Source organism: Micromonospora sp. NPDC049139, assembly GCF_055586845.1.
In genome coordinates this window covers 115,601-134,479 of the sequence record NZ_JBVJHK010000017.1, presented here as the reverse complement: position 1 = coordinate 134,479, position 18,879 = coordinate 115,601, and the positions used below count along the sequence as shown (strand labels likewise).

The window sequence follows — 18,879 nt, the reverse complement described above, 5'->3', positions numbered from 1 at the left end:
GACGCATCCGGGTGCGGCACGGCCGGGTGAACCGGGTTGGCAGCACCATCCGGGTGTGGCCGCCCAACCGGCTCGGCAGGTGCCGCCCGCGCCACGGGTGGCACCACCGCAGCAGGCCGGCGTAGCGGCGCCCGCGCCGACGGTGAGCCGGGCCGGCAGCGGCCCGCGGCAGGACGGGGCGGCACAGCGCGGGCAGGGCCGGGCAGCCGTCGGCACCGCGTACATCAGCCAGGCGGCCAGTGCGGCACGGGCCGCGACGGCCGCACAGGCCGCCGCCACGGCGCAGGCCGCGCCGCCCCCGCAGGCCGCCGCCACTCCCGCCCCCCAGCCCGCCGCTGCCGCTGCCGCCGCCGATGTGGCGGTCGCGGCCACGGCCGCAGCCAATCAAGCGGTACGACCACACCAGGCCGCCCAGGGGATCGGCGGCATCAACGTCGCCCAACTGGTGGCATGGCAGGCTGGCGCAGCGGCGGTGCTCGCCGCCTCCCCGCACGGCGTGCCGCTCACCGCCACGGTGGCCACCGGGGCGGTGCTGCTGCTCACCCCGACGATGATCCGGTTCCGCAGCCGGTGGCTGTACCAGTGGATTTCGGTCTGGTGGGGTTTCCGGGGCCGCCGCCGGCAGCTCACCGCCGCCGGTGGGGACGCGGCCGCGCATCTGCTGGCCCACCTGGAGCGCGGCGTCGAGCTGGAGACCGTCGAGGTCGACGACCAGCCGGCCGCGCTGCTGACCCATCGGGGCGGGCTGAGCGCCGTCTTCGAGGTCGACCCGACCGAGGGCGCCCTGCTGATGAGTGCGCCCCAGGCCCTGCCGTCCCCGGCCTCGCTGTTGCCGGCGGCCGACGAGAAAGCGCCCCCGGTGGTGGTGCAGTTGCTGATCCAGGTGACGCCGGCACCGCGCGCCCGCTCCAGCGCGGCGGCGGTGGACCGGGCATACCGGGAGCTGACCAACGGGGACGTGCCGGCCAGCCGGCAGGCCTGGGTGGTGCTCCAGGTCGCGCGGACCCCCGACTTCCACGCCGACCGTGACCTGCGCCCGACGCTCACCGCGGCGATTCGGCGGATGCGGCGGCAGCTGCGGCAGGAGCGGGTGACCGCCCGGATGCTCAACCGGGACGAGGTGCTCGCTGCCGTCACCGCCCTCACCCACCTGACCGGCGGGTCGCCCGGCGCAGCGGGGGAGCGGTCGCTGGCCTGGGAGACCTGGCGGGGCTGGTCGACCCAGGGCGCCCCGCAGAGCTGTCACCGGATGCTGGCCTGGCCCCGCCGGCCGTGGGAGGTCGACCCGTTGCTGCGGGGGCTGCCCGCCGCCGCCAGCGTGGTGTCGATCGCGGCCAGCCGCACCGTCGGCGACGACGTCGCCGTGGAGGTGGCGTTCCGCCTGATGGGCACCGACCCGACCGCCCTCGCCGCCGCCGACCAGGCCCTGCACGAGGCTATCCGGGGCCACGGCGGTCGGCTGCAACGACTCGACGGCGAGCACGCGCACGGCGTGGCCGCCACGCTTCCGCTCGGAGGTTTCCTGCGGTGAAGAGCGTCGCCTTCCCCGGCAGCCGGATGGGGTTGCACGTCGCCGACACCGCCACGGTCGGCAGTCTGCACCTGGTTGCCGGGGGCGGCGGCCTGGTCGTCGGGCGCAGCCGGCAGCAGGAGCCGGTGGGACTGCGCCTGTTCCGGGCCGAACCGACGCGGCTGCTCCTGACCGGCGGCGTACGCTGCGCCGAGCTGCTCGCGTTCCGCGCCCTCGCGCTCGGTGCCCGGCTGTTCATCCAGACCGCCCGCGAGCAGGAGTGGGACAGCTTCCTGCGGCGCTGCGTCATCGGCCGGGAGGTCGCCTCGTTTCTACCGCCGGGCGTTGCGCCGCCGACCGCGGCCACCCCGACCGAGCCGCAGCTCGTCGTGATCGACACCGGCCCGGTCACCGGCCCTGACTCGGGCCTCAGCGCGCCCTGGCGGGCCACCCTGGTGGTCCGCGACGACCTGGCCGGCTGGGACGTCGACGCGCTGGTACGCAGCGACATCGTGCTGCTCCAGCGGTTGGCAGAGACGGAGGCCGCGACGGCGGCGAGCGCGCTGGGCCTGATGAGCGTGCAGAGCTGGTTCACCCAGCTGCACCCCGAGATGGTCGGCCTGATCACCAAGGGCAAGGTGCAGTGGGTGATGCTCAGCATGACCCCCATCGAACGTCAGCTGATCGGCCCCGTCGCCCGCGGCGGCTGATCGTCCTCCGTCGGCCGTCTCGGCCGTGTCGCCGGCGAGAGCCCTGACAGCCTGGCGACGGACGCGGCGCCGCCGATGTCGCGCAGGCGATGGGATTACCGTCGCGCGCCGACGGCGGGGCCTGCCCCCCGGGCCTCAGGTGCGGCCGGCGCTCTCGGGATCGTCGTCGGTGAAGAGGGCGAGCAGGTCGCCGACCTGCCGGTCGGCCTCGGCGGGGTGCCGGAACCGCCCGGCCGGGTTGAGCGTGTACTCGTTGCGCCGGCCCACCCGGGTGCGGTGCAGGTAGCCGCCCGCCTCCAGGTCGGCGACGATCGCCTGGGCGGCCCGCTCGGTGACGCCCACCTCGTCCGCGACGTCGCGTAGCCGGGCGGTGGGGTTGCGGGCGATGGCGAGCAGCACGTGCCCGTGGTTCGTCAGGAACGTCCAGTTGCGGGTGCTCCCGTTCTCCCCTGTCGTCGCCATGTCGTCATCGTATGGCGCGCCTTTCGGGTTTTCCGCCGCGCCCTCGCGCGGGAGGCCCCGCCCGACGTCTGCGGGCGGGCGCGAACATATGAAACGCATATCACGCATCCCTTGACGTATCTTCGGGTGCGTGTGACCGTGGGGGTAGCCCGCGCCCAGCGTCGGCCGGGGTGACCAGGTCGTTCGTGAGGGACGAGGTGAGGGAGATGAGTCGTCCCGGATCCCCCGGCGCTCAGCCGGGCCCGGAGCGGAAGTCGTCGGAGCCGGCACCGGAAGACCCGACCGCCGTGCGGGACGCGTTCCCCACCCCGGGCGGTCCGGAGCAGGCGCTCGCCGAGTTGCAGGCCGGCAACCGCCGGTTCGTCACCGGCACCCCCCGCCACCCCAACCAGGACGCCGGGCACCGTGCCGCGGTCGCGGACGGGCAGCACCCGTTCGCGGTGATCGTCGGTTGCTCCGACTCCCGGCTCGCCGCGGAGATCATCTTTGACCGCGGCCTCGGCGACCTCTTCGTGGTACGCACCGCCGGGCACACGGTCGGCCCCGAGGTGCTGGGCAGCGTCGAGTACGCCGTGACGGTCCTGCGCACACCGCTGGTGGTGGTGCTCGGGCACGACTCCTGCGGGGCGGTCCAGGCGGCCCGTACGGCGGACGCCACCGGCACGTCCCCGGCCGGGCACCTGGGCGCCGTGGTGGACGCCGTGGTGCCCAGCCTGCGCCGCGCCGCCGCCGAGGGCGTGGACGACATCGACCGCATCGTCGACATCCACATCGCGCAGACCGTCGAGGCGATGCTGGACAGGTCGGCCGTGCTCGCCGCCGAGGTGGCCGCCGGGCGCTGCGCCGTCGTGGGCATGTCGTACCGGCTGGCGGCCGGCGAGGCTCGGGCGGTGACCGCCGTGTCCGCCGGCGAGGCGCGGGGGAGCGCCGAGGTGGCCAACGGGTCGGGCGCGGTCGACGGGGCGCAGCCTGCCGTCAGTGCCGCCCTCGCCTGACCCGTTCCTTCGCTCGGCCCGGGACGCCGACGCCCGTCGACGGGGGCCAACGGACGCCGAGTGGGCCTCAACCGCCCACGGGTCCCAGAAGCGCCGAGAGCGCCGACCGGGCCCACAGCTGTCCGGACCGGGCCGCGCGACGCCGGAGCGGGTCGTAGAGACGCCTTACAGATGCCGGCAGGGCCCAGAGACGCCGACAGGGCCGCCCCGCAGGCGCGGGGCGGCCCTGTCGTTGGCTGCGTCAGAGCAGGGATACGTGCACGTGGTCCGTATGGTTCGACGGGCCGCTGTAGGACTTCCAGCCGGTCGCCGGGAACCAGATCTGCCGGTTCCAGATCACGTAGTAGATGCCGAGCCGGTCGGCGTTGCGGACCAGGAACGCGGTCAGGTTGTTGCCGTACATGTAGGTGTCGTCGTTGTGCCAGGGGGAGAAGCCGCTTCTCTGCAGCGACCAGTCGCAGGCCCGGCCCTTCGGATGCTCGTACGGCCCGCCGGAGCGGTAACAGCCGACGAAGCGGTTGAAGCCGGCCCGCTTGACCTCCTTGTACATGTGCAGGGTGCGCGCGGTGATGCAGCCGGAGGTGGTGGGGTCGTTCTCGGTGCAGGACAGGGGCTTCCAGTCGCCGTCGGCGGTACGACCCGGTGCCATCCGGGCCACCGGCGAGGTGGCGACCACCTTGCCGCCGGTCAGCCCTCTGCCGCCGACCAGTGCGAGCGCCTTCTCCGCGTCGCGCTTGCCGCGGGCCATCTCGTTGGTCAGCTTCTGCTGCTCGCGGACCTCGGCATCGAGCGCCAGCTTGGCCTGCTCGGCGCGGGTCTTGACCGCGTTCACCTCGGCGAGCTTCTTGGCATTGACCAGGTTCAGCTCGTCGAGGGCGGCGGCGCGCTTGACGAACGAGTCGGGGCTGGCGGTGTCCAGCAGCATCGACACCGCGCCGATCCGCCCGGTCCGGTAGGACTGGGCGGCGATCTGGCTCACCTGCGGGGCCAGTGCTGCCAGGTCGGCCTGCGCCCGGTCGACCTCCAGGGCCAGTTCCAGTTGGCGCTTCTTCGACTTCGCGAGCTTCGCCTTGGCCTGGACGTAGCTGCGGTTCCGCGTCTCGATCAGGTCGTTGAGCAGCTTGGGCTCGTCGTCCCCGTGGCCGGAGGGTTGGGCCGGTGGGGTGGGTGCGGCCGCCGCCGGGAGAGGCCCGGCGAAGACGGCCAGGGCGGCGATCACGGCCACCACAGGTGTCAACCAGCGGCGTAGGGGTGCCGTCACAGTTTTCCCTTCCGTCGACCGCCGACCGGGTTAGCTGACGGGTTCGGGGCGGAAGTGGCCCCTACCGCTGTCGCGGATTCACCCCACGTGCCTGGGTCCCCGGCTCGCCTGGCGGCGATTGGGCGGCGGCACCGCAGGCGCCGCTGCGCGCCTTCGGCGGTGACCGGCAGCGAGGTTACCCGAGAGCCCTCCCGGGGATCTACGTCCCTAAGCCGACTAAATGCGTTATTTCGTAACGGCGGAGGGTGACCAGTGACGCGTTTATCAGGCGGGACGTCCTGATCGGTCACGCTGAGGAGTTTCACCATGCGGTGTCCGTGCTCCCGTGTCGGTCGGGCCACCCGGCGGGGGCGGCGGAGGGGGTGCTTCCGGCGCGCGGCCCGCTGAGGGCCTCCAGCGCCTCGGACCGGTCGGCCGCCGGCCGGGGGGCCGGCGGGGTCGGGAGTGCGCCGCGGTCGGCGGACTCCCCGCCGCGCCGGCCGGCCGTGGTCACCACGGCCGCGAGCCCGGTGGTCAGCGGCACGGCGGCGATCAGGCCCAGGGTGGCGACCGCGCTGCGGACGATCTCCTGGGCCAGGAACTCGCTGGTCAGGATCTGGCTCACCGCCCGGGAGTCGGCGGTCAGCAGGAGCAGCACCGGCAGCGAGGCCCCGGCGTACGCCAGCACGATGGTGTTCACCGTCGAGGCGATGTGCGCGCGGCCGACCCGGGTGGCCGCGCGGTACAGCTGCATCCGGGACAGCCCCGGGTTGGCGTGCGCCAGCTCGGTGACCGTCGCGGCCTGTGTCACGGTGACGTCGTCGAGCACGCCGAGCGAGCCGATGATGATCCCGGCGAGCAGCAGGCCGTGCAGGTCGACGTCGGCCTGGAACATCGACAGCGTGGTGGCGTCCTCGGTGCCGAACCCGGTCAGGTGGGTCGCCGCGGTGGCGATCGTGCCGAGCACGCCCGTCAGCACCAGGCTGCCCAGCGTGCCGAGCACGGCGACCGAGGTCTGCGCGGTCACCCCGTGCGTCAGGTAGAGCACCACGAACATGATCAGTGCCGCGCCGACGACCGCGACCAGCAGCGGTGGGCTGCCGGCGCTGATGCCGGGCAGCACGAAGGTCAGCAGGATGGCGAAGCTGGCCGCTAGGCCGGCCAGCGCCGCGAGCCCCCGCCACCGCCCGAACGCGACGATCGCGGCGGCGAACAGCACCACCAGCCAGAGCAGCGGCTTGCCGCGCTGGTGCTCGGCGATGTTGTAGGCGCTCGCCGAGGGGTCGGCGGGATCGGTGAGCTGGACCAGGATGATCTCGTCGCCGACCGCGACCGTCGGCGCCCCCGGCCCTGCCGGTACGGGCGTCTCCACCTGCTGGCCGGCGTCGGGGCCGTCGTCGACGCGTACGGTCACGGTGCCGCAGGGGCCCTCCGGGGCACCCTCCGGCGCCTCCGGGGTGGGCGGGCACGGCTCCGTCACCACCCGGGTCACCGTGCCGTGGTGGCGGGGCGGATCGGTGCCGGGCGCGGCGTCCGGGGCGTCCCACGGCCAGAGCAGCAGGGCCGCGATCAGGGTGGCGACGAACAGGGGCACCACCGTCGCGACGAGGATCCGTCGCACCCTCGGTGGGGCGGACGGTGCGGGACGGGTGTGGTCGGCGCCCATCGAGTGTCTCCCAACGAGTCCAGGGCGGGGTGCGTGCCGGCGGGCCGGTCGGTTCGGCGTGGCCGGGTGACCGCCGCGGCGGATCGCCCTGGGGTGTCGGTTCGGTCACGCACCGCGACGGCCCGGCCCGGCCGGTCGCGGTCGCTCGAAACCGCCGCCCGGTCTGGGCGACGGTGCGGGCGGCGCGGAGTGCGGAGGGCCACCGGCCGAATGGTAGCCATCCCGATATCCGGCCGCAGGTCGTGAGGGCTGGTGTCGGCCGCGGTCCGTCCCGTCCGGCAGCCGCCGGTCACCACCATGTCACTGTCGGGTGGCGGCCGGGCGGCCCTCCCGTGGTGGCCTGATGGCGGTCTCGTTCGGGGCGGATTCGCCGTCGGGTGCGCCGGTCGCCCCCGGACGCACCGGCCCCGGGGACTACCGTGGTCGGTGTGCGGGCGGCGGCGACAGTGACGGCGGGGCGATGGGCCCGGCTGCTGCTGCTCGTCGGCACACTGTTCGGCCTGGCCGCGATGCACACCCTCGGCCACGGCTCGCACTCCGTGGGCCATCCCGCCGAGGTTTCCGCGCAGGCCGTCGCCGCGGCCGGTGGGCACGGCGGCGCGGCGCAGGCGCTGCCCCGCCACGACACCGCCGCGCCGCTCCGTCAGGTCACCGCCGCGCTGCCCCGCCACGACACCGCCGCGCCGCTCGGTCAGGACCCCGCCATCGCGTACGTCGTCCCGGCGGCGCCGTCCGGCGTGGTGGGCTGCCCGGGCGACTGCCCGCACGAGCGGTTCCTCCCGTCCGGCGGGGCGGGCGGCGAGCTGCCCTGGTGGGGCGTGTGCCTGGCGGTGCTGGGCGCGCTCGCCGCTCCGCTGCTGCTCGCCGTGCTGCTGCTGGCCGGCGCACAGGCCGTCGGCCCAGCGGGCCGGGGGTCGGGCGGGCCGGCCCGGTCGCCCCGTGCCCCGCCGTCCCGGCCGGTCGGCCTGCGACTCGCCACGGTCTCGGTGCTGCGCAGATAGGACGCCCCGGCGCGGCCCGGTCAGCCGGCCCGCGTCCCCGTCCTGCTGCGTACGTTCCGATACCGAAAGGCCCAGATGTGACCACTCGTACCATCGCGCGCCGTGCCGCCCTGGCCGGCGCCACCGTCACCGCCGCCCTCGTCCTGACCGCCTGCGGCGGCGACGGGCATTCGTCCCCGGGTGCGGGGCACGGCACGCCCGCCACCAGCGGGCCGACGGCCTCCGCGTCCGGCGCGGCCACCTTCGGCGACGCCGACGCGATGTTCGCCCAGATGATGATTCCGCACCACCGGCAGGCGGTGGAGATGGCGGAGTTGGCCGCCACGCGGGCGGCGGACCCGGAGGTCAAGCGGCTCGCCGGGGAGATCAAGGCCGCCCAGGCGCCCGAGATCGCCACCATGAGCGGCTGGTTGTCGGCCTGGGGACGGCCGGTGCCGTCGCCCGGCGCCGAGACGCCGCACATGGACCACGGCATGCCCGGCATGATGTCCGACGCCGACATGGAGAAGCTGGCGGCGGCCTCCGGGCGGGAGTTCGACCGGCAGTTCCTGACCATGATGATCGCTCACCACGAGGGCGCCGTCACCATGGCCCGGGACGAGCTGGCCCGGGGCGTGAACGCGGAGGCGAAGGCCCTGGCCCAGCAGATCGTCACCACCCAGCAGGCCGAGATCGACACGATGGAGAAGATCCTCGGCCGGCTCTGACCCGGGCTGCCCCGGCGCTCGCACCCTGGGGGCGCCGGGGCACCGCCGGCCGGGTCAGCCGCGCTTCATGAGGCGGCCGACGGCGGCCATCATCTCGGTGGCCATCTCGTCGGCCCGGCCCTCGGCCGCTCCTTCGTGCATGCAGTGCCGGGCGTGCCCGTCGAGCAGGCCGAGGGCGACCTTGTCGAGGGCGGCCTGGATCGCGGAGATCTGCGTGAGCACGTCGATGCAGTAGCGGTCGTCGTCGACCATCTTCTCGATGCCGCGGACCTGCCCCTCGACGCGGCGCAGCCGCGCGAGCAACTGGTCCTTGCTGGCGGTGTAGCCCCTGGTCGGGGCGGGCGTCGGTGTGGTCATGCGATCCAGGATAGCGTACCCCTCGGGGGTATGGTACCGTCGTCCGCGTACCGATACCCCCACCGGGTATCGGTACGCGGAGCAGTCATCCGTCCGCCTCCTCGTTACCCCTGGGGGGTATATGCTGGAGGCGTCGAGAGGAGAGTTCGATGGTCACCACGACGTACCAGGTGCAGGGCATGACCTGCGGGCACTGCGTCAGCTCGGTCAGCGCCGAGGTCGGCGCCATCCCGGGCGTCAGCGACGTCCAGGTCGACCTCGCCGCCGGGCGGGTCACCGTCACCAGCGAGAGCCCACTGAACATCGACACCGTGCGCGCCGCCGTCGACGAGGCCGGCTACGACCTCGTCGGCGCCTGACGGCGGGCACGGGGAAACCGAGGCACACCATGAACACGGCGACGAAACTGAGCGGTTTCGTCCTCGGTCTCGCGGCGGTCTTCGGCGCGGCGTACGGGGTCGGCCAGGCGGCCGGCCCCGTGGCCCCGGCCGCCGAGACCGGCCACGACGCCGCGGACGGCCACGGGGACACCGACGGGGCCGGACACGGGGGCGACGAGGGCGGCGCGGCGGCCCACCTGCCCGGCGGACTGCTCGTCTCCGACCGCGGCTACACCCTCCGACCGGTCGACGCCCCGGCCGGGCAGTTCGCCTTCCAGGTCACCGGCCCGGACGGCCGGCCGGTCACCGCGTACGACGTGGCGCACGACAAGCGCATGCACCTGATCGTGGCCCGCCGCGACCTGTCCGGCTTCCGGCACGTGCACCCCGAGATGGCGGCGGACGGCACCTGGCAGGTCGACTCGCCGCTGGGCGGGCCCGGCGTCTGGCGGGCGTTCGCGGACTTCACCCCCACCGGGGGCGAGGCGCTGACCCTCGGCGTCGACGTGACCGTTCCCGGTGCCCTGACCGAGCGGCCGCTGCCCGCCCCGGCGGCCAGCACGACGGTCGACGGCTACACCGTCACCCTCACCGGTGCCCCGCAGCCCGGCCGCACCGCCGAGCTGACCCTGACCGTCAACCGCGACGGCGCGCCGGTCACCGACCTGGAGCCCTACCTGGGCGCGTACGGCCACCTGGTGGCGCTGCGCCAGGGCGACCTGGCGTACCTGCACGTGCACCCCGACGGCGAGCCGGGCGACGGGCGGACGAAGCCCGGCCCCGAGGTGAGGTTCTTCGCCGAGGTGCCGTCGGCCGGCGCCTACCGGCTCTACCTGGACTTCAAGCACGGCGGCGTGGTGCGTACCGCCGAGTTCACCGTCGTCGCCGGCACCCCCACGGGGTCGGCCACGCCGACCGCGACGGGCACCCCGGCGACGCCTTCGCCCGCCGCCACGAGCTCCCCGACCGCCGACGCCGGCCACGGCGCCCCCGGTCACGGGCACAACTGACGGGACCGTGATGACCACCACCAAGCCACTGCAGATGGCACCCAACCAGATCGAGTTGGCGATCGGCGGGATGACCTGCGCCTCCTGCGCCTCCCGGATCGAGAAGAAGCTGAACCGGATGGACGGCGTGACCGCCACGGTCAACTACGCCACCGAGAAGGCCAGCGTTCAGTACGCCGACGACGTCACTCCGGACGACCTGATCGCCACGGTGGAGAAGACCGGCTACACCGCCGCCCTGCCGCCCCCGCCCGCACCCGCCGGCGCGGAGCCGGTCGCCGAGCCCGTGGACGAGCTGCGCGGCCTGCGTGCCCGGCTGTGGGTCTCGCTCGTGCTCACCGTGCCGGTGATCGTGCTGGCGATGGTGCCGGCCTGGCAGTTCGACTACTGGCAGTGGCTGTCGCTGACCCTGGCCGCCCCGGTCGTCGTCTACGGCGGCCTGCCGTTCCACCGGGCGGCCTGGGTCAACCTGCGGCACGGCGCGGCGACCATGGACACCCTGGTCTCGCTCGGCACCCTGGCCGCGTTCGGCTGGTCGGTCTGGGCGCTCTTCCTCGGCACCGCCGGGGAGCCGGGGATGACCCACCCGTTCACCCTCGACATCAGCCGCACCGACGGCGCCGGCAACATCTACCTGGAGGCGGCGGCCGGGGTGACGGCGTTTATCCTCGCCGGCCGCTACTTCGAGGCCCGCGCGAAGCGGACCGCCGGGGCGGCCCTGCGCGCCCTGCTCGAGCTGGGCGCCAAGGACGTCGCGGTGCTGCGCGACGGCGTGGAGACCCGGATCCCGGTGGACCAGCTCGCGGTGGGGGACCGGTTCGTGGTCCGGCCCGGCGAGAAGGTCGCCACGGACGGGGTGGTCGACGAGGGCACCTCCGCGGTCGACGCGAGCATGCTCACCGGCGAGTCCGTCCCGGTCGAGGTCGGCCCCGGCGACACCGTCGTCGGCGCCACCGTCAACGCCGGCGGCCGCCTCGTCGTCACCGCCACCCGGATCGGTGGCGACACCCAGCTGGCGCAGATGGCCCGGCTGGTCGAGCAGGCGCAGACCGGCAAGGCCGCCGTGCAGCGCCTCGCCGACCGGATCTCGGGCGTCTTCGTGCCGATCGTGATCGCTCTCGCGGCGGGCACCCTCGGCTGGTGGCTCGGCACCGGGGCGGGCGCGACGGCCGCGTTCACGGCAGCCGTGGCGGTGCTGATCATCGCCTGCCCGTGCGCCCTCGGGCTGGCCACGCCGACCGCCCTGCTCGTCGGCACCGGCCGGGGCGCCCAGCTCGGCATCCTGATCAAGGGCCCGGAGGTGCTGGAGTCCACGAAGCAGGTGGACACCGTCGTGCTGGACAAGACCGGCACCGTCACCACCGGGAAGATGACCCTGGTGGACGTGCTCCCGGCGGCCGGCGAGGACCGGGCGGAGCTGCTCCGGCTGGCCGGGGCGCTGGAGGCCGCGTCCGAGCACCCGATCGCCCAGGCGGTCGCCGCCGGAGCGGCCGAGGCGGGCGTGCTGCCGCCGGTGACCGGCTTCGCCAACGTCGAGGGGCTCGGCGTGACCGGCACGGTGGACGGCCGCGAGGTGCTGGTCGGCCGGCTCCGGCTGCTGCGCGAGCGCGGCCTCGACGTACCGGAGGAGGTGGCGCGGGCGGCGACCACGGCGGAGGCCGAGGGACGGACGGCCGTGCTGGCCGGCTGGGACGGGCGGGCCCGGGGCGTGCTCGCGGTGGCCGACGTCGTCAAGCCGACGAGCCGGGCGGCGGTCGCGCGGCTCCGGGAGCTGGGTCTGACCCCGGTGCTGCTGACCGGCGACAACACCACGGTCGCCCGCGCGGTGGCCGCCGAGGTGGGCATCGACGAAGTGATCGCCGAGGTGTTGCCCGCCGACAAGGTCGACGTGGTGCGGCGGCTCCAGGGTGAGGGGCGGACCGTGGCGATGGTCGGCGACGGCGTCAACGACGCCGCCGCGCTGGCCCAGGCCGACCTGGGCCTCGCCATGGGCACCGGCACCGACGTGGCGATCGAGGCGTCCGACCTGACCCTGGTGCGGGGCGACCTGATGGCCGCCGTGGACGCGATCCGGCTCTCCCGGCGCACCCTCGGCATCATCAAGGGCAACCTGTTCTGGGCCTTCGCCTACAACGTGGCGGCCCTGCCGCTGGCGGCCACGGGCCTGCTCAACCCGATGATCGCCGGCGCCGCGATGGCCTTCTCCTCGGTCTTCGTCGTCGCCAACAGCCTGCGGCTGCGCGGCTTCCGCCCGGTCGCCTGACCCTGCCCACCGCGCCGCCGGTCCTCCCGGAAGGGGGCCGGCGGCGCGGTCGTCGGGGCGGTTCTCGCCGGACCCTGTTTCCTGACCGCCGTGGCCGACACGGGCCCGAGGCGGGTCGCCACGTCGACGGTGGGTGGCTGGGGCGGTTGGGCGGTGGCCGGGCGGGGTACCCCGACCACGTACCGGCACTGCCGATCGGAGGTTGACATGGGCTTCGACGACAAGATCAACAACGCGACCGAGGACGCCGCCGGCAAGCTGAAGGAGGGCGCCGGCCGGGCCACCGACAACGAGCGGCTCGAGGCCGAGGGGCGCAACGACCAGACCAGCGCCAAGCTGAAGCAGGCCGGCGAGAAGGTCAAGGACGCCTTCAAGAGCTGACCCGCGTACGCGGAAACCGCCGGGCCGGCCCTCGCCGGCCCGGCGCACCGCGTGTCGGGCCGCGACGGCCGACGTGTCCAGGGGGCGACCCCGCTCGTTGGCAGGACGACGTCTCGCCGCCCGGCGTCGGTCGACCCCGTGCCGTCCGCCGGACGGCCGAGACCCGCGAACGGGAGGTCCCATGTCCCGATCCGTCGTGTACGCGCGGCGCGCCGCCGCCACGGTGGCGCTCGCGGTGCTGGCCGTGGGCTGCCAGGACGCGCCCCGGGAGGAGGTCGGCGCACCGACCGGCGCCTCGTCGGCGAGCCCGACCGCTGCGGCGAGTGCCACCGCGAGCCCGTCCCCGGTCGCCACGACGGCCGCCAACACCGCCGACGTCTGCCGACAGGTGGACCGGGTCATCCTCACCGGCAGCCAGAAGATCGCCACCGATTCGACGGCCTCGGTCCGCCGTGACCTCACCGGCGAGCAGGTCACCGACCAGCTCCGGCGCAACCTGGCCGACCTGGCCGACGACGTACGCGCCCAGGCCCGCCGGGCCGCCGACCCGCGGATCCGCGCCCTGGTCGAGGACACCGCCGACCGGATCGACGCCGGCTCCCGGGCGTCCCGCCCGGCCGCCTGGATGAACTCCACCTTCACCGGCATCCCGACGCGGTTGACCCGCGAGTGCCACGCCTGAGCCGACCCCTGCGCCGATCTCCGGTGGCTCCGGGGGAGGACCAGGGGGCATCCCCCACCCGTCCCTGAGATCGACCGTCCACTGGTGACGTGCCGGCGATTGACCCGCTAGCGTCCGTTTGCATGTGCAAGGGCTGGTCATGAGCGCTGGTCCGACGGCCACCGGCGACGAACTGGTGCGCGTACTGGCCACGTTGGCCAACCCGCACCGGATGCGGGTGGTCGCCGTGCTGGCGCGACGCCGCGCGTACGTCAGCGAACTCGCCCGCGAGCTCGGCATCAGCCGGGCGCTGGTGCAGGTGCACCTGCGCCGGCTCACGGCGGCCGGCCTCGTGTCCGCGCACCTGGAGTTGTCGGAGGACGGGAAGGCCATGAAGTACTACGAGGTGAGTCCGTTCGCGTACACGCTCACGCCTGCCGCCATCGCGGTGGCGGCCGACACGCTCACCGCCGGATCCGGCGCGGGGCCGGACGAGGACGAGGGACGGCGGGCATGAGCGAGCACGACTGGACCGAGGTGGTCGGGGCGATCGGGATCTTCGCCCTGCTCGTCAGCGTGATCACGGTGACGATCGTGCAGGTCGCCAAGACCCGGCGGGCCCGGGCGGCGGGGGCCCGCGAGGAGGAGTACCGGCGGCTCGCCCAGACCGCCGTCGAGGCCCAGGCGGCCTCCGCCCGGGTGCTGGCGGCCCTCGACGGCCGGCTCGGCGGGATGGAGTCCCGGCTGGTGTCGCTGGAACGCGTCCTGAAGGACGTCGACTAGCGCAGCGGAAAGGCCCCGGGCCGTCGAGCGCCAACTCGACAGCCCGGGTGGAAGCAGCACCACCTCGCCCGTGGGCGAGTTCTCATCGCAACGCTCCTTCGACGGAGAGGACAACATCTCGTGCTGCGCGTACGCAAATCCGCCCCTCGTGGCGGCGACCGACCCCGGGTGCCCGACATCGTGGGCGACCCGGGCCGACAGGACGCGGAGGGCGGACCCCGGCGTCCGCTCCGGCTCCGGGCGCTGGCGCTCGGCGCGACCACCGCGCTGCTGGCGGCGGGCCTGTCGGCGCCCGCGCCCGCCCTGGCAGCCCCACCGGCGCCGGCCGCCGCGCCGGGCATCGCCTGGCAGCCCTGCGCGGAGGACCGCACCGCCGAGTGCGGCACCCTGTCGCTCCCCGTCGACTGGGACCGGCCGGACGGCGACCGGTTCACGCTCCACCTGGCCCGCCGCGCCGCCACCGACCCGGCCGCCAGGATCGGTTCGCTGGTGTTCGGCCCGGGTGGGCCGGGGGACTCCGGCGTCCGGCGGATCCTGCGCAACGACCGGTTCAGCGACGACCTGCGCCGCCGGTTCGACATCGTCAGCTTCGACCCGCGCGGCATCGGCCGGAGCAACCCCGTGCTCTGCTCGGCGGCGCTGCTCGACCGGCAGCCCCAGGTCATCACCGACCAGGCCCGGTTCGACGCCACCCTGGCCGACAACGCGCTGCTCCGGGCGGACTGCCGGCAGCGGACCGGGCCGCTGTTCGACCACGTCGACACCCGCAGCGCCGCCCGGGACCTGGACGCCGTCCGGGCGGCCCTCGGCGAGCCCCGGCTCACCTTCCACGGCAGCTCGTACGGCACCCTGCTCGGCGAGCAGTACGCCGAGGAGTTCCCGCACCGGGTCCGGGCCATGGTGCTGGAGAGCGTGGTCGACCACAGCCTCGGTACCCGGGCGTTCCTCGACACCCAGGGCGCCGCCGCCCAGGACTCCTTCGACGAGTTCGTCGCCTGGTGCGCCCGTACGCCGAGCTGCCCGTTGCACGGCGAGGACGTCCGGGCCGCCTGGGCGGGCCTGTTCCCCCGCGCGGAGCGGGGCGAACTGGCGGACCCGGACCGGCCCGGGGCGACGCTGACCCCGTACGACCTCAGCCGGCTCGCCCAGCGCGCGCTGTACGGCCCGGACTGGGCCGGACTGGCCCGGGACATCGTGGCCCTGCGGGCGACCCCGCCCGCTCCCACCGGGCTCCCGGCCACCGCCGTTGCCGCAAGCGAGGACGCGGTGCGACCGCACCCCTTCGCGGTCTTCTGCGCCGACTGGCACCTGCCGGTCCGCGACCACCGGGAGTACGCCGCCCACCTGCGCCGGATGGCCCGGATCGCGCCCGACGTGCGCTACCCGCAGGCGCTGCCGGCGATCGCGACGTGCCTCGGCACGCCGGCCCCGGTCGCCAACCCGCAGCACCGGCTGCGGGTCCGCACCGACGTGCCGCTGCTGCTCGCGAACACCCGGCACGACCCGGCGAGCGGCCACAACTGGGCGACGAACGTGGCGCGGCAGCTCGGCCGCTCGGGGGTGCTGCTGACCTACGAGGGTTGGGGGCACGGCAACTACACCCGCAGCGCCTGCGTGCAGGACACGGTCGACCGCTATCTGATCTCGGTCGACGTGCCCGCCCGCGACACCCGCTGCCCGGCCGTCCCGGTCGCCTGACGGAGCGCCGGCCGGCGTGCGCCCCGTGCCGCACGTCTGCCGGCGTGCCCGGTCAGCGCGGCTCTCGGCGGGGCACGCCGGGACTCGTCGGTGTCGCCAGCCGGGTGGCGCGCAGCTCCAGGTAGCGCTGCTCCGGCAGGCTCGTCGTGCCCCGGGCCGCCGCCAGGTACGCCGCCCGCGCCGCCCGCGGCTCGCCGGCCAGCTCGAGCAGGTGGGCGCGGACGGCGGCCAGTCGGTGGTGTCCGGCGGTGCGGTCGTCGGCGTCGAGCGGGGCGAGCAGGGCCAGACCGGCGCGGGGGCCGTCCACCATGGCCACCGCGACCGCCTGGTTGAGGGTGATCATCGGGTTCGGGGCGATCCGGGCGAGCAGCCGGTAGAGCGCCAGGATCTGCGGCCAGTCCGTCAGCTCCGCCGACGACGCCTCGGCGTGCACCGCGGCGATCGCCGCCTGGAGCTGGTACGGGCCGGGCGGCGACCACGTCAGCGCCTCGGTGACCAGGGCGATCCCCTCCGCGATGGCGGCGGCGTCCCAGCGGTCGCGGTCCTGCTCGGCGAGCGGGACCAGCTCGCCGGCCGGCCCGGTCCGGGCCGCCCGGTGCGAGTCGGTGAGCAGCATCAGCGCCAGCAGCCCGCTCACCTCGCCGTCGTCGGGGAGCAGCCGGTGCAGCGTGCGGGCCAACCGGATCGCCTCGGCGGTCAGGTCGGCCCGGTGCAGGTCCGGCCCGCTGGAGGCGGTGTAGCCCTCGTTGAAGATCAGATAGAGCACCTGGAGCACGGTCCGCAGCCGCTCCTCCCGCTCCCCGGGCGAGGGCATGCGGAACCGGGCCCCGGCGGCCTCGATCCGCTGCTTGGCCCGGCGGATGCGCTGGCTCATGGTCGCCTCGGGCACCAGGTGTGCCCTGGCGATCTGCGCGGTGGTCAGGCCGCCGACCGCGCGCAGCGTCAGCGCGACCTGCGCGGACCGGGCCAGCGCCGGGTGGCAGCAGAGGAACAGCAGGGTCAGGGTGTCGTCCCCGGCCGGCGGCTCCTCGTCGGCCGGGGACGCGACCGTCGCGTACGCCGGCTCGCGGACGGCCACCGCGACCTCCCGGTCCCGGCGGGCCCGCTCGCTGCGCCACTCGTCGGTCAACCGGCGGCCGGCGACGGTGAGCAGCCAGGCCCGGGGGTTGTCCGGCAAGCCCTGTTCCGGCCACTGCATGGCGGCGGCGAGCAGCGCCTCCTGCACGGCGTCCTCGGCCGCGTCGAACTGGCCGTGTCGGCGGACGAGCAGGCCGAGAACCTGCGGCGCCAGGTCGCGCAGCAGGTCCTCGACGCGCCGTCCGCTCACATGTCCGTCCCGGCCTCGTTCATGACCGCCCGCACCTCCAGCGCGCCGAAGCCCAGCCGTACGTCCGGCCAGCGGCTGGCGATCTCGGCGGCCCGCTCGGGTCCGTCGCAGTCGACCATCAGGTAGCCGGCGAACTGCTCCTTGCTCTCCATGAACGGCCCGTCGGTCACCTCCGGCCGGTCACCGGCCAGCCGGACCGTACGCGCCTGCGACGGGTCGGCCAGCGCCTGGCCGCCGACCAGCTCGCCGGACTCCGTCAGCTCGCGCATGATCTCGTCGACCTCGCCGAAGAGCGCGGTGCGTTCCTGCTCCGACAGCTCCTCGGCGAACCCGGGACGGTTCCAGATCAGCAGCATGTACTTCATCGGGTGCTCCTCGTCGGCTCGGCCGCGCCCATGGTGACGCGTCTTCGGTGAAGGGTCGGAGCCGACCCGCCGGATCCGACAGCGGCGCGGGAAGATTCTCAGCGCCGGCCGCGCACCTGGCGCTTCGGGCTGGGGCCGCCGCCGAGCGAGGCGCGGTCGGCGGCGGAGGTGCCGGACGACCAGCCGTCGGCGTCGCGGACGGTGAGCCGGGCCCGGGTGATGCCGGGGAAGAGCGTGTCGAGGCGTTCGCGCACCGCCTCGGCGCGGGTGGCGAGCACCGGCAGCAGCCGCTCCGGCCCGGCCTCGGTGGCCGCCTGCCGGTCCGCGTCCTCGGTGGCCGCCCGCAGCCGCTCGCCGATCCGCAGCGCGAACGCGTTGAGGAAGGACTCGTCGTAGTCCCGGGTGCGGCGGCCGGCGCCCCTGGCCCGTCGCTCGCCCCGGCCGCGCAGCATCGCGGCGGTGGCCTGCACCAGCAGCGAGGTGTAGAGCAGCTCGACCGCCTCCAGGTCGGCCGGCCAGCCCAGCACGGTGGTGAAGCCCAGGTCGTCGGACCACACCGCCTCGCAGCGGTTCGCCGCCGCCACCTCCTGCACCAGCAGCGCCTTGGCGCCCGCGTACGGGGGGTCGGTGCCGAGACGCACCCCGCCGGGCTGGTCGGCGCGCTCGGCGACGCCGGCCAGCAGCGCCTGGTCGATGCTGTGCCGGGCGATCAGCTCCTGGGCCTTGCCGGTCAGCGCCTCCGCCTCGGCCGGGTAGGTCGTCGACTCCGCCTTGGCCAGCAGCGCCCGCACCCGGTCGAGCATCCGCGACCCGCCGCCGGACCCGCCGCGCGCGGCGACCGCCCCGGTGGCGCCGGGCGGCGGGCGCAGCACGGCGACCGGCGGGAGCCCGTCGACCAGGGCCAACGCGTCGACCGCCGCGCGCAGCGCGGTGAACCGGTCCCACCCGGCGCGGGCCGACCACGCGGCCAGGTGGCCCTCGTCGGCGTCCCACCACACCCGCGCGCCCAGGTCGCGGAGCTGGTCGTCCCACCAGGGAGGCACCGGCCCGGTCAGCTCGCGGCGGTGCGCCGCGAGCGCGTCGGTCACCAGCCCGGCCGACCGGGCACCGAGCCGGCGGATGGCGAGCCGGGCCAGGTCCACCGGCTGCCAGCCGCGCGGCACCAGCCGGCCGACCCCGCGGACCAGGCGGCGCAGGAGCGCGGCGTCGACGGCCGTCGCGCCGTCCGTCGCGCCCGTGCCGATCATCAGCCGGTCCAACTGCCGCTCCGCGAGGCGTACGTCGGTGCCGCGTACCGCCGCGAGGGCGTCGCTGATCAATTCCTCGGCGTCCGGCACGGCCGCGTCCTCCTGGGGTCTGCTCC

20 protein-coding genes and 1 riboswitch are annotated in these 18,879 nt (G+C 75.2%); of the genes, 13 read left to right on the top strand and 7 right to left on the bottom strand.

From position 1 onward, the window contains the following. Positions 1-55: 55 nt before the first annotated feature. Positions 56-1,531 carry a type VII secretion protein EccE gene (gene eccE / locus ACZ6Q9_RS25565; protein ID WP_393257962.1) on the top strand — a complete coding sequence of 492 codons (1,476 nt, stop codon included), beginning with the start codon at positions 56-58 and terminating at the stop codon, positions 1,529-1,531. Then, positions 1,528-2,220, top strand: a complete 693-nt coding sequence (locus tag ACZ6Q9_RS25560; protein WP_357697805.1) for a hypothetical protein — start codon at positions 1,528-1,530, stop codon at positions 2,218-2,220. The genes eccE and ACZ6Q9_RS25560 overlap by 4 nt, the downstream gene beginning before the upstream one ends. Positions 2,221-2,355: 135 nt before the next feature. On the opposite strand, the gene ACZ6Q9_RS25555 is transcribed toward ACZ6Q9_RS25560, so the two are convergent. Further along, entirely contained in the window at positions 2,356-2,682 is a 327-nt protein-coding gene (locus tag ACZ6Q9_RS25555) for a helix-turn-helix transcriptional regulator (RefSeq protein ID WP_357697807.1), read from the bottom strand. A 206-nt stretch (positions 2,683-2,888) separates the two neighbouring features. Here ACZ6Q9_RS25555 and ACZ6Q9_RS25550 point away from each other — a divergent pair, with 206 nt between their 5' ends. Further along, complete coding sequence (locus ACZ6Q9_RS25550) at positions 2,889-3,677, top strand: carbonic anhydrase (protein WP_396829823.1); 789 nt, start codon at positions 2,889-2,891, stop codon at positions 3,675-3,677. 241 nt (positions 3,678-3,918) lie between these two features. On the opposite strand, the gene ACZ6Q9_RS25545 is transcribed toward ACZ6Q9_RS25550, so the two are convergent. Together ACZ6Q9_RS25545 and ACZ6Q9_RS25540 are read right to left on the bottom strand one after the other, a co-directional pair. Further along, entirely contained in the window at positions 3,919-4,938 is a 1,020-nt protein-coding gene (locus ACZ6Q9_RS25545; RefSeq protein WP_393257967.1) for a coiled-coil domain-containing protein, read from the bottom strand. Between the two features lie 3 nt (positions 4,939-4,941). Continuing rightward, positions 4,942-5,073: riboswitch (cyclic di-AMP (ydaO/yuaA leader) on the bottom strand. 166 nt (positions 5,074-5,239) lie between these two features. Further along, positions 5,240-6,583 (bottom strand): YibE/F family protein, encoded by a 1,344-nt coding sequence (locus ACZ6Q9_RS25540; protein WP_396829821.1) that lies wholly within the window; start codon positions 6,581-6,583, stop codon positions 5,240-5,242. Positions 6,584-7,011: 428 nt separating this feature from the next. Here ACZ6Q9_RS25540 and ACZ6Q9_RS25535 point away from each other — a divergent pair, with 428 nt between their 5' ends. Further along, a complete protein-coding gene (locus ACZ6Q9_RS25535; RefSeq protein WP_393453210.1) occupies positions 7,012-7,584 on the top strand; it encodes a hypothetical protein in 573 nt (190 codons plus the stop codon). A 77-nt stretch (positions 7,585-7,661) separates the two neighbouring features. Continuing rightward, the gene (locus tag ACZ6Q9_RS25530; protein ID WP_393453207.1) at positions 7,662-8,291 is read left to right on the top strand and encodes a DUF305 domain-containing protein; all 630 of its coding nucleotides are present in this window, start codon (positions 7,662-7,664) and stop codon (positions 8,289-8,291) included. 54 nt (positions 8,292-8,345) lie between these two features. On the opposite strand, the gene ACZ6Q9_RS25525 is transcribed toward ACZ6Q9_RS25530, so the two are convergent. Next, positions 8,346-8,648, bottom strand: a complete 303-nt coding sequence (locus ACZ6Q9_RS25525; protein ID WP_350681148.1) for a metal-sensitive transcriptional regulator — start codon at positions 8,646-8,648, stop codon at positions 8,346-8,348. A gap of 149 nt (positions 8,649-8,797) precedes the next feature. Here ACZ6Q9_RS25525 and ACZ6Q9_RS25520 point away from each other — a divergent pair, with 149 nt between their 5' ends. From ACZ6Q9_RS25520 to ACZ6Q9_RS25485, 8 genes are all read left to right on the top strand, one after another. Continuing rightward, positions 8,798-9,007, top strand: a complete 210-nt coding sequence (locus tag ACZ6Q9_RS25520; protein WP_357697820.1) for a heavy-metal-associated domain-containing protein — start codon at positions 8,798-8,800, stop codon at positions 9,005-9,007. Positions 9,008-9,036: 29 nt separating this feature from the next. After that, on the top strand, positions 9,037-10,038 hold the full coding sequence (locus ACZ6Q9_RS25515; protein WP_396829819.1) for a hypothetical protein: 1,002 nt from the start codon (positions 9,037-9,039) through the stop codon (positions 10,036-10,038). Positions 10,039-10,048: 10 nt separating this feature from the next. Beyond that, positions 10,049-12,301, top strand: coding sequence for a heavy metal translocating P-type ATPase (locus ACZ6Q9_RS25510; RefSeq protein ID WP_396829817.1), 2,253 nt, complete (start codon positions 10,049-10,051; stop codon positions 12,299-12,301). Between the two features lie 207 nt (positions 12,302-12,508). After that, positions 12,509-12,682, top strand: a complete 174-nt coding sequence (locus ACZ6Q9_RS25505) for a CsbD family protein (RefSeq protein WP_357453060.1) — start codon at positions 12,509-12,511, stop codon at positions 12,680-12,682. 181 nt (positions 12,683-12,863) lie between these two features. Then, positions 12,864-13,364 carry a hypothetical protein gene (locus ACZ6Q9_RS25500; RefSeq protein ID WP_396829815.1) on the top strand — a complete coding sequence of 167 codons (501 nt, stop codon included), beginning with the start codon at positions 12,864-12,866 and terminating at the stop codon, positions 13,362-13,364. A gap of 139 nt (positions 13,365-13,503) precedes the next feature. Then, a complete protein-coding gene (locus ACZ6Q9_RS25495; protein ID WP_393257986.1) occupies positions 13,504-13,860 on the top strand; it encodes an ArsR/SmtB family transcription factor in 357 nt (118 codons plus the stop codon). Beyond that, entirely contained in the window at positions 13,857-14,126 is a 270-nt protein-coding gene (locus ACZ6Q9_RS25490; protein WP_350701618.1) for a hypothetical protein, read from the top strand. Before ACZ6Q9_RS25495 ends, ACZ6Q9_RS25490 begins: the two co-directional genes overlap by 4 nt. Positions 14,127-14,303: 177 nt before the next feature. Continuing rightward, entirely contained in the window at positions 14,304-15,824 is a 1,521-nt protein-coding gene (locus ACZ6Q9_RS25485; RefSeq protein WP_396829848.1) for an alpha/beta hydrolase, read from the top strand. Between the two features lie 52 nt (positions 15,825-15,876). On the opposite strand, the gene ACZ6Q9_RS25480 is transcribed toward ACZ6Q9_RS25485, so the two are convergent. From ACZ6Q9_RS25480 to ACZ6Q9_RS25470, 3 genes are all read right to left on the bottom strand, one after another. Continuing rightward, entirely contained in the window at positions 15,877-17,151 is a 1,275-nt protein-coding gene (locus ACZ6Q9_RS25480; protein WP_396829813.1) for an RNA polymerase sigma factor, read from the bottom strand. Continuing rightward, positions 17,148-17,516: a YciI family protein gene (locus ACZ6Q9_RS25475; RefSeq protein ID WP_393257992.1), complete on the bottom strand. Its 369-nt coding sequence runs from the start codon at positions 17,514-17,516 to the stop codon at positions 17,148-17,150. Before ACZ6Q9_RS25475 ends, ACZ6Q9_RS25480 begins: the two co-directional genes overlap by 4 nt. A 98-nt stretch (positions 17,517-17,614) precedes the next feature. Then, entirely contained in the window at positions 17,615-18,853 is a 1,239-nt protein-coding gene (locus tag ACZ6Q9_RS25470) for a DUF2786 domain-containing protein (protein ID WP_393453195.1), read from the bottom strand. Between the last annotated feature and the right edge of the window lie 26 nt (positions 18,854-18,879).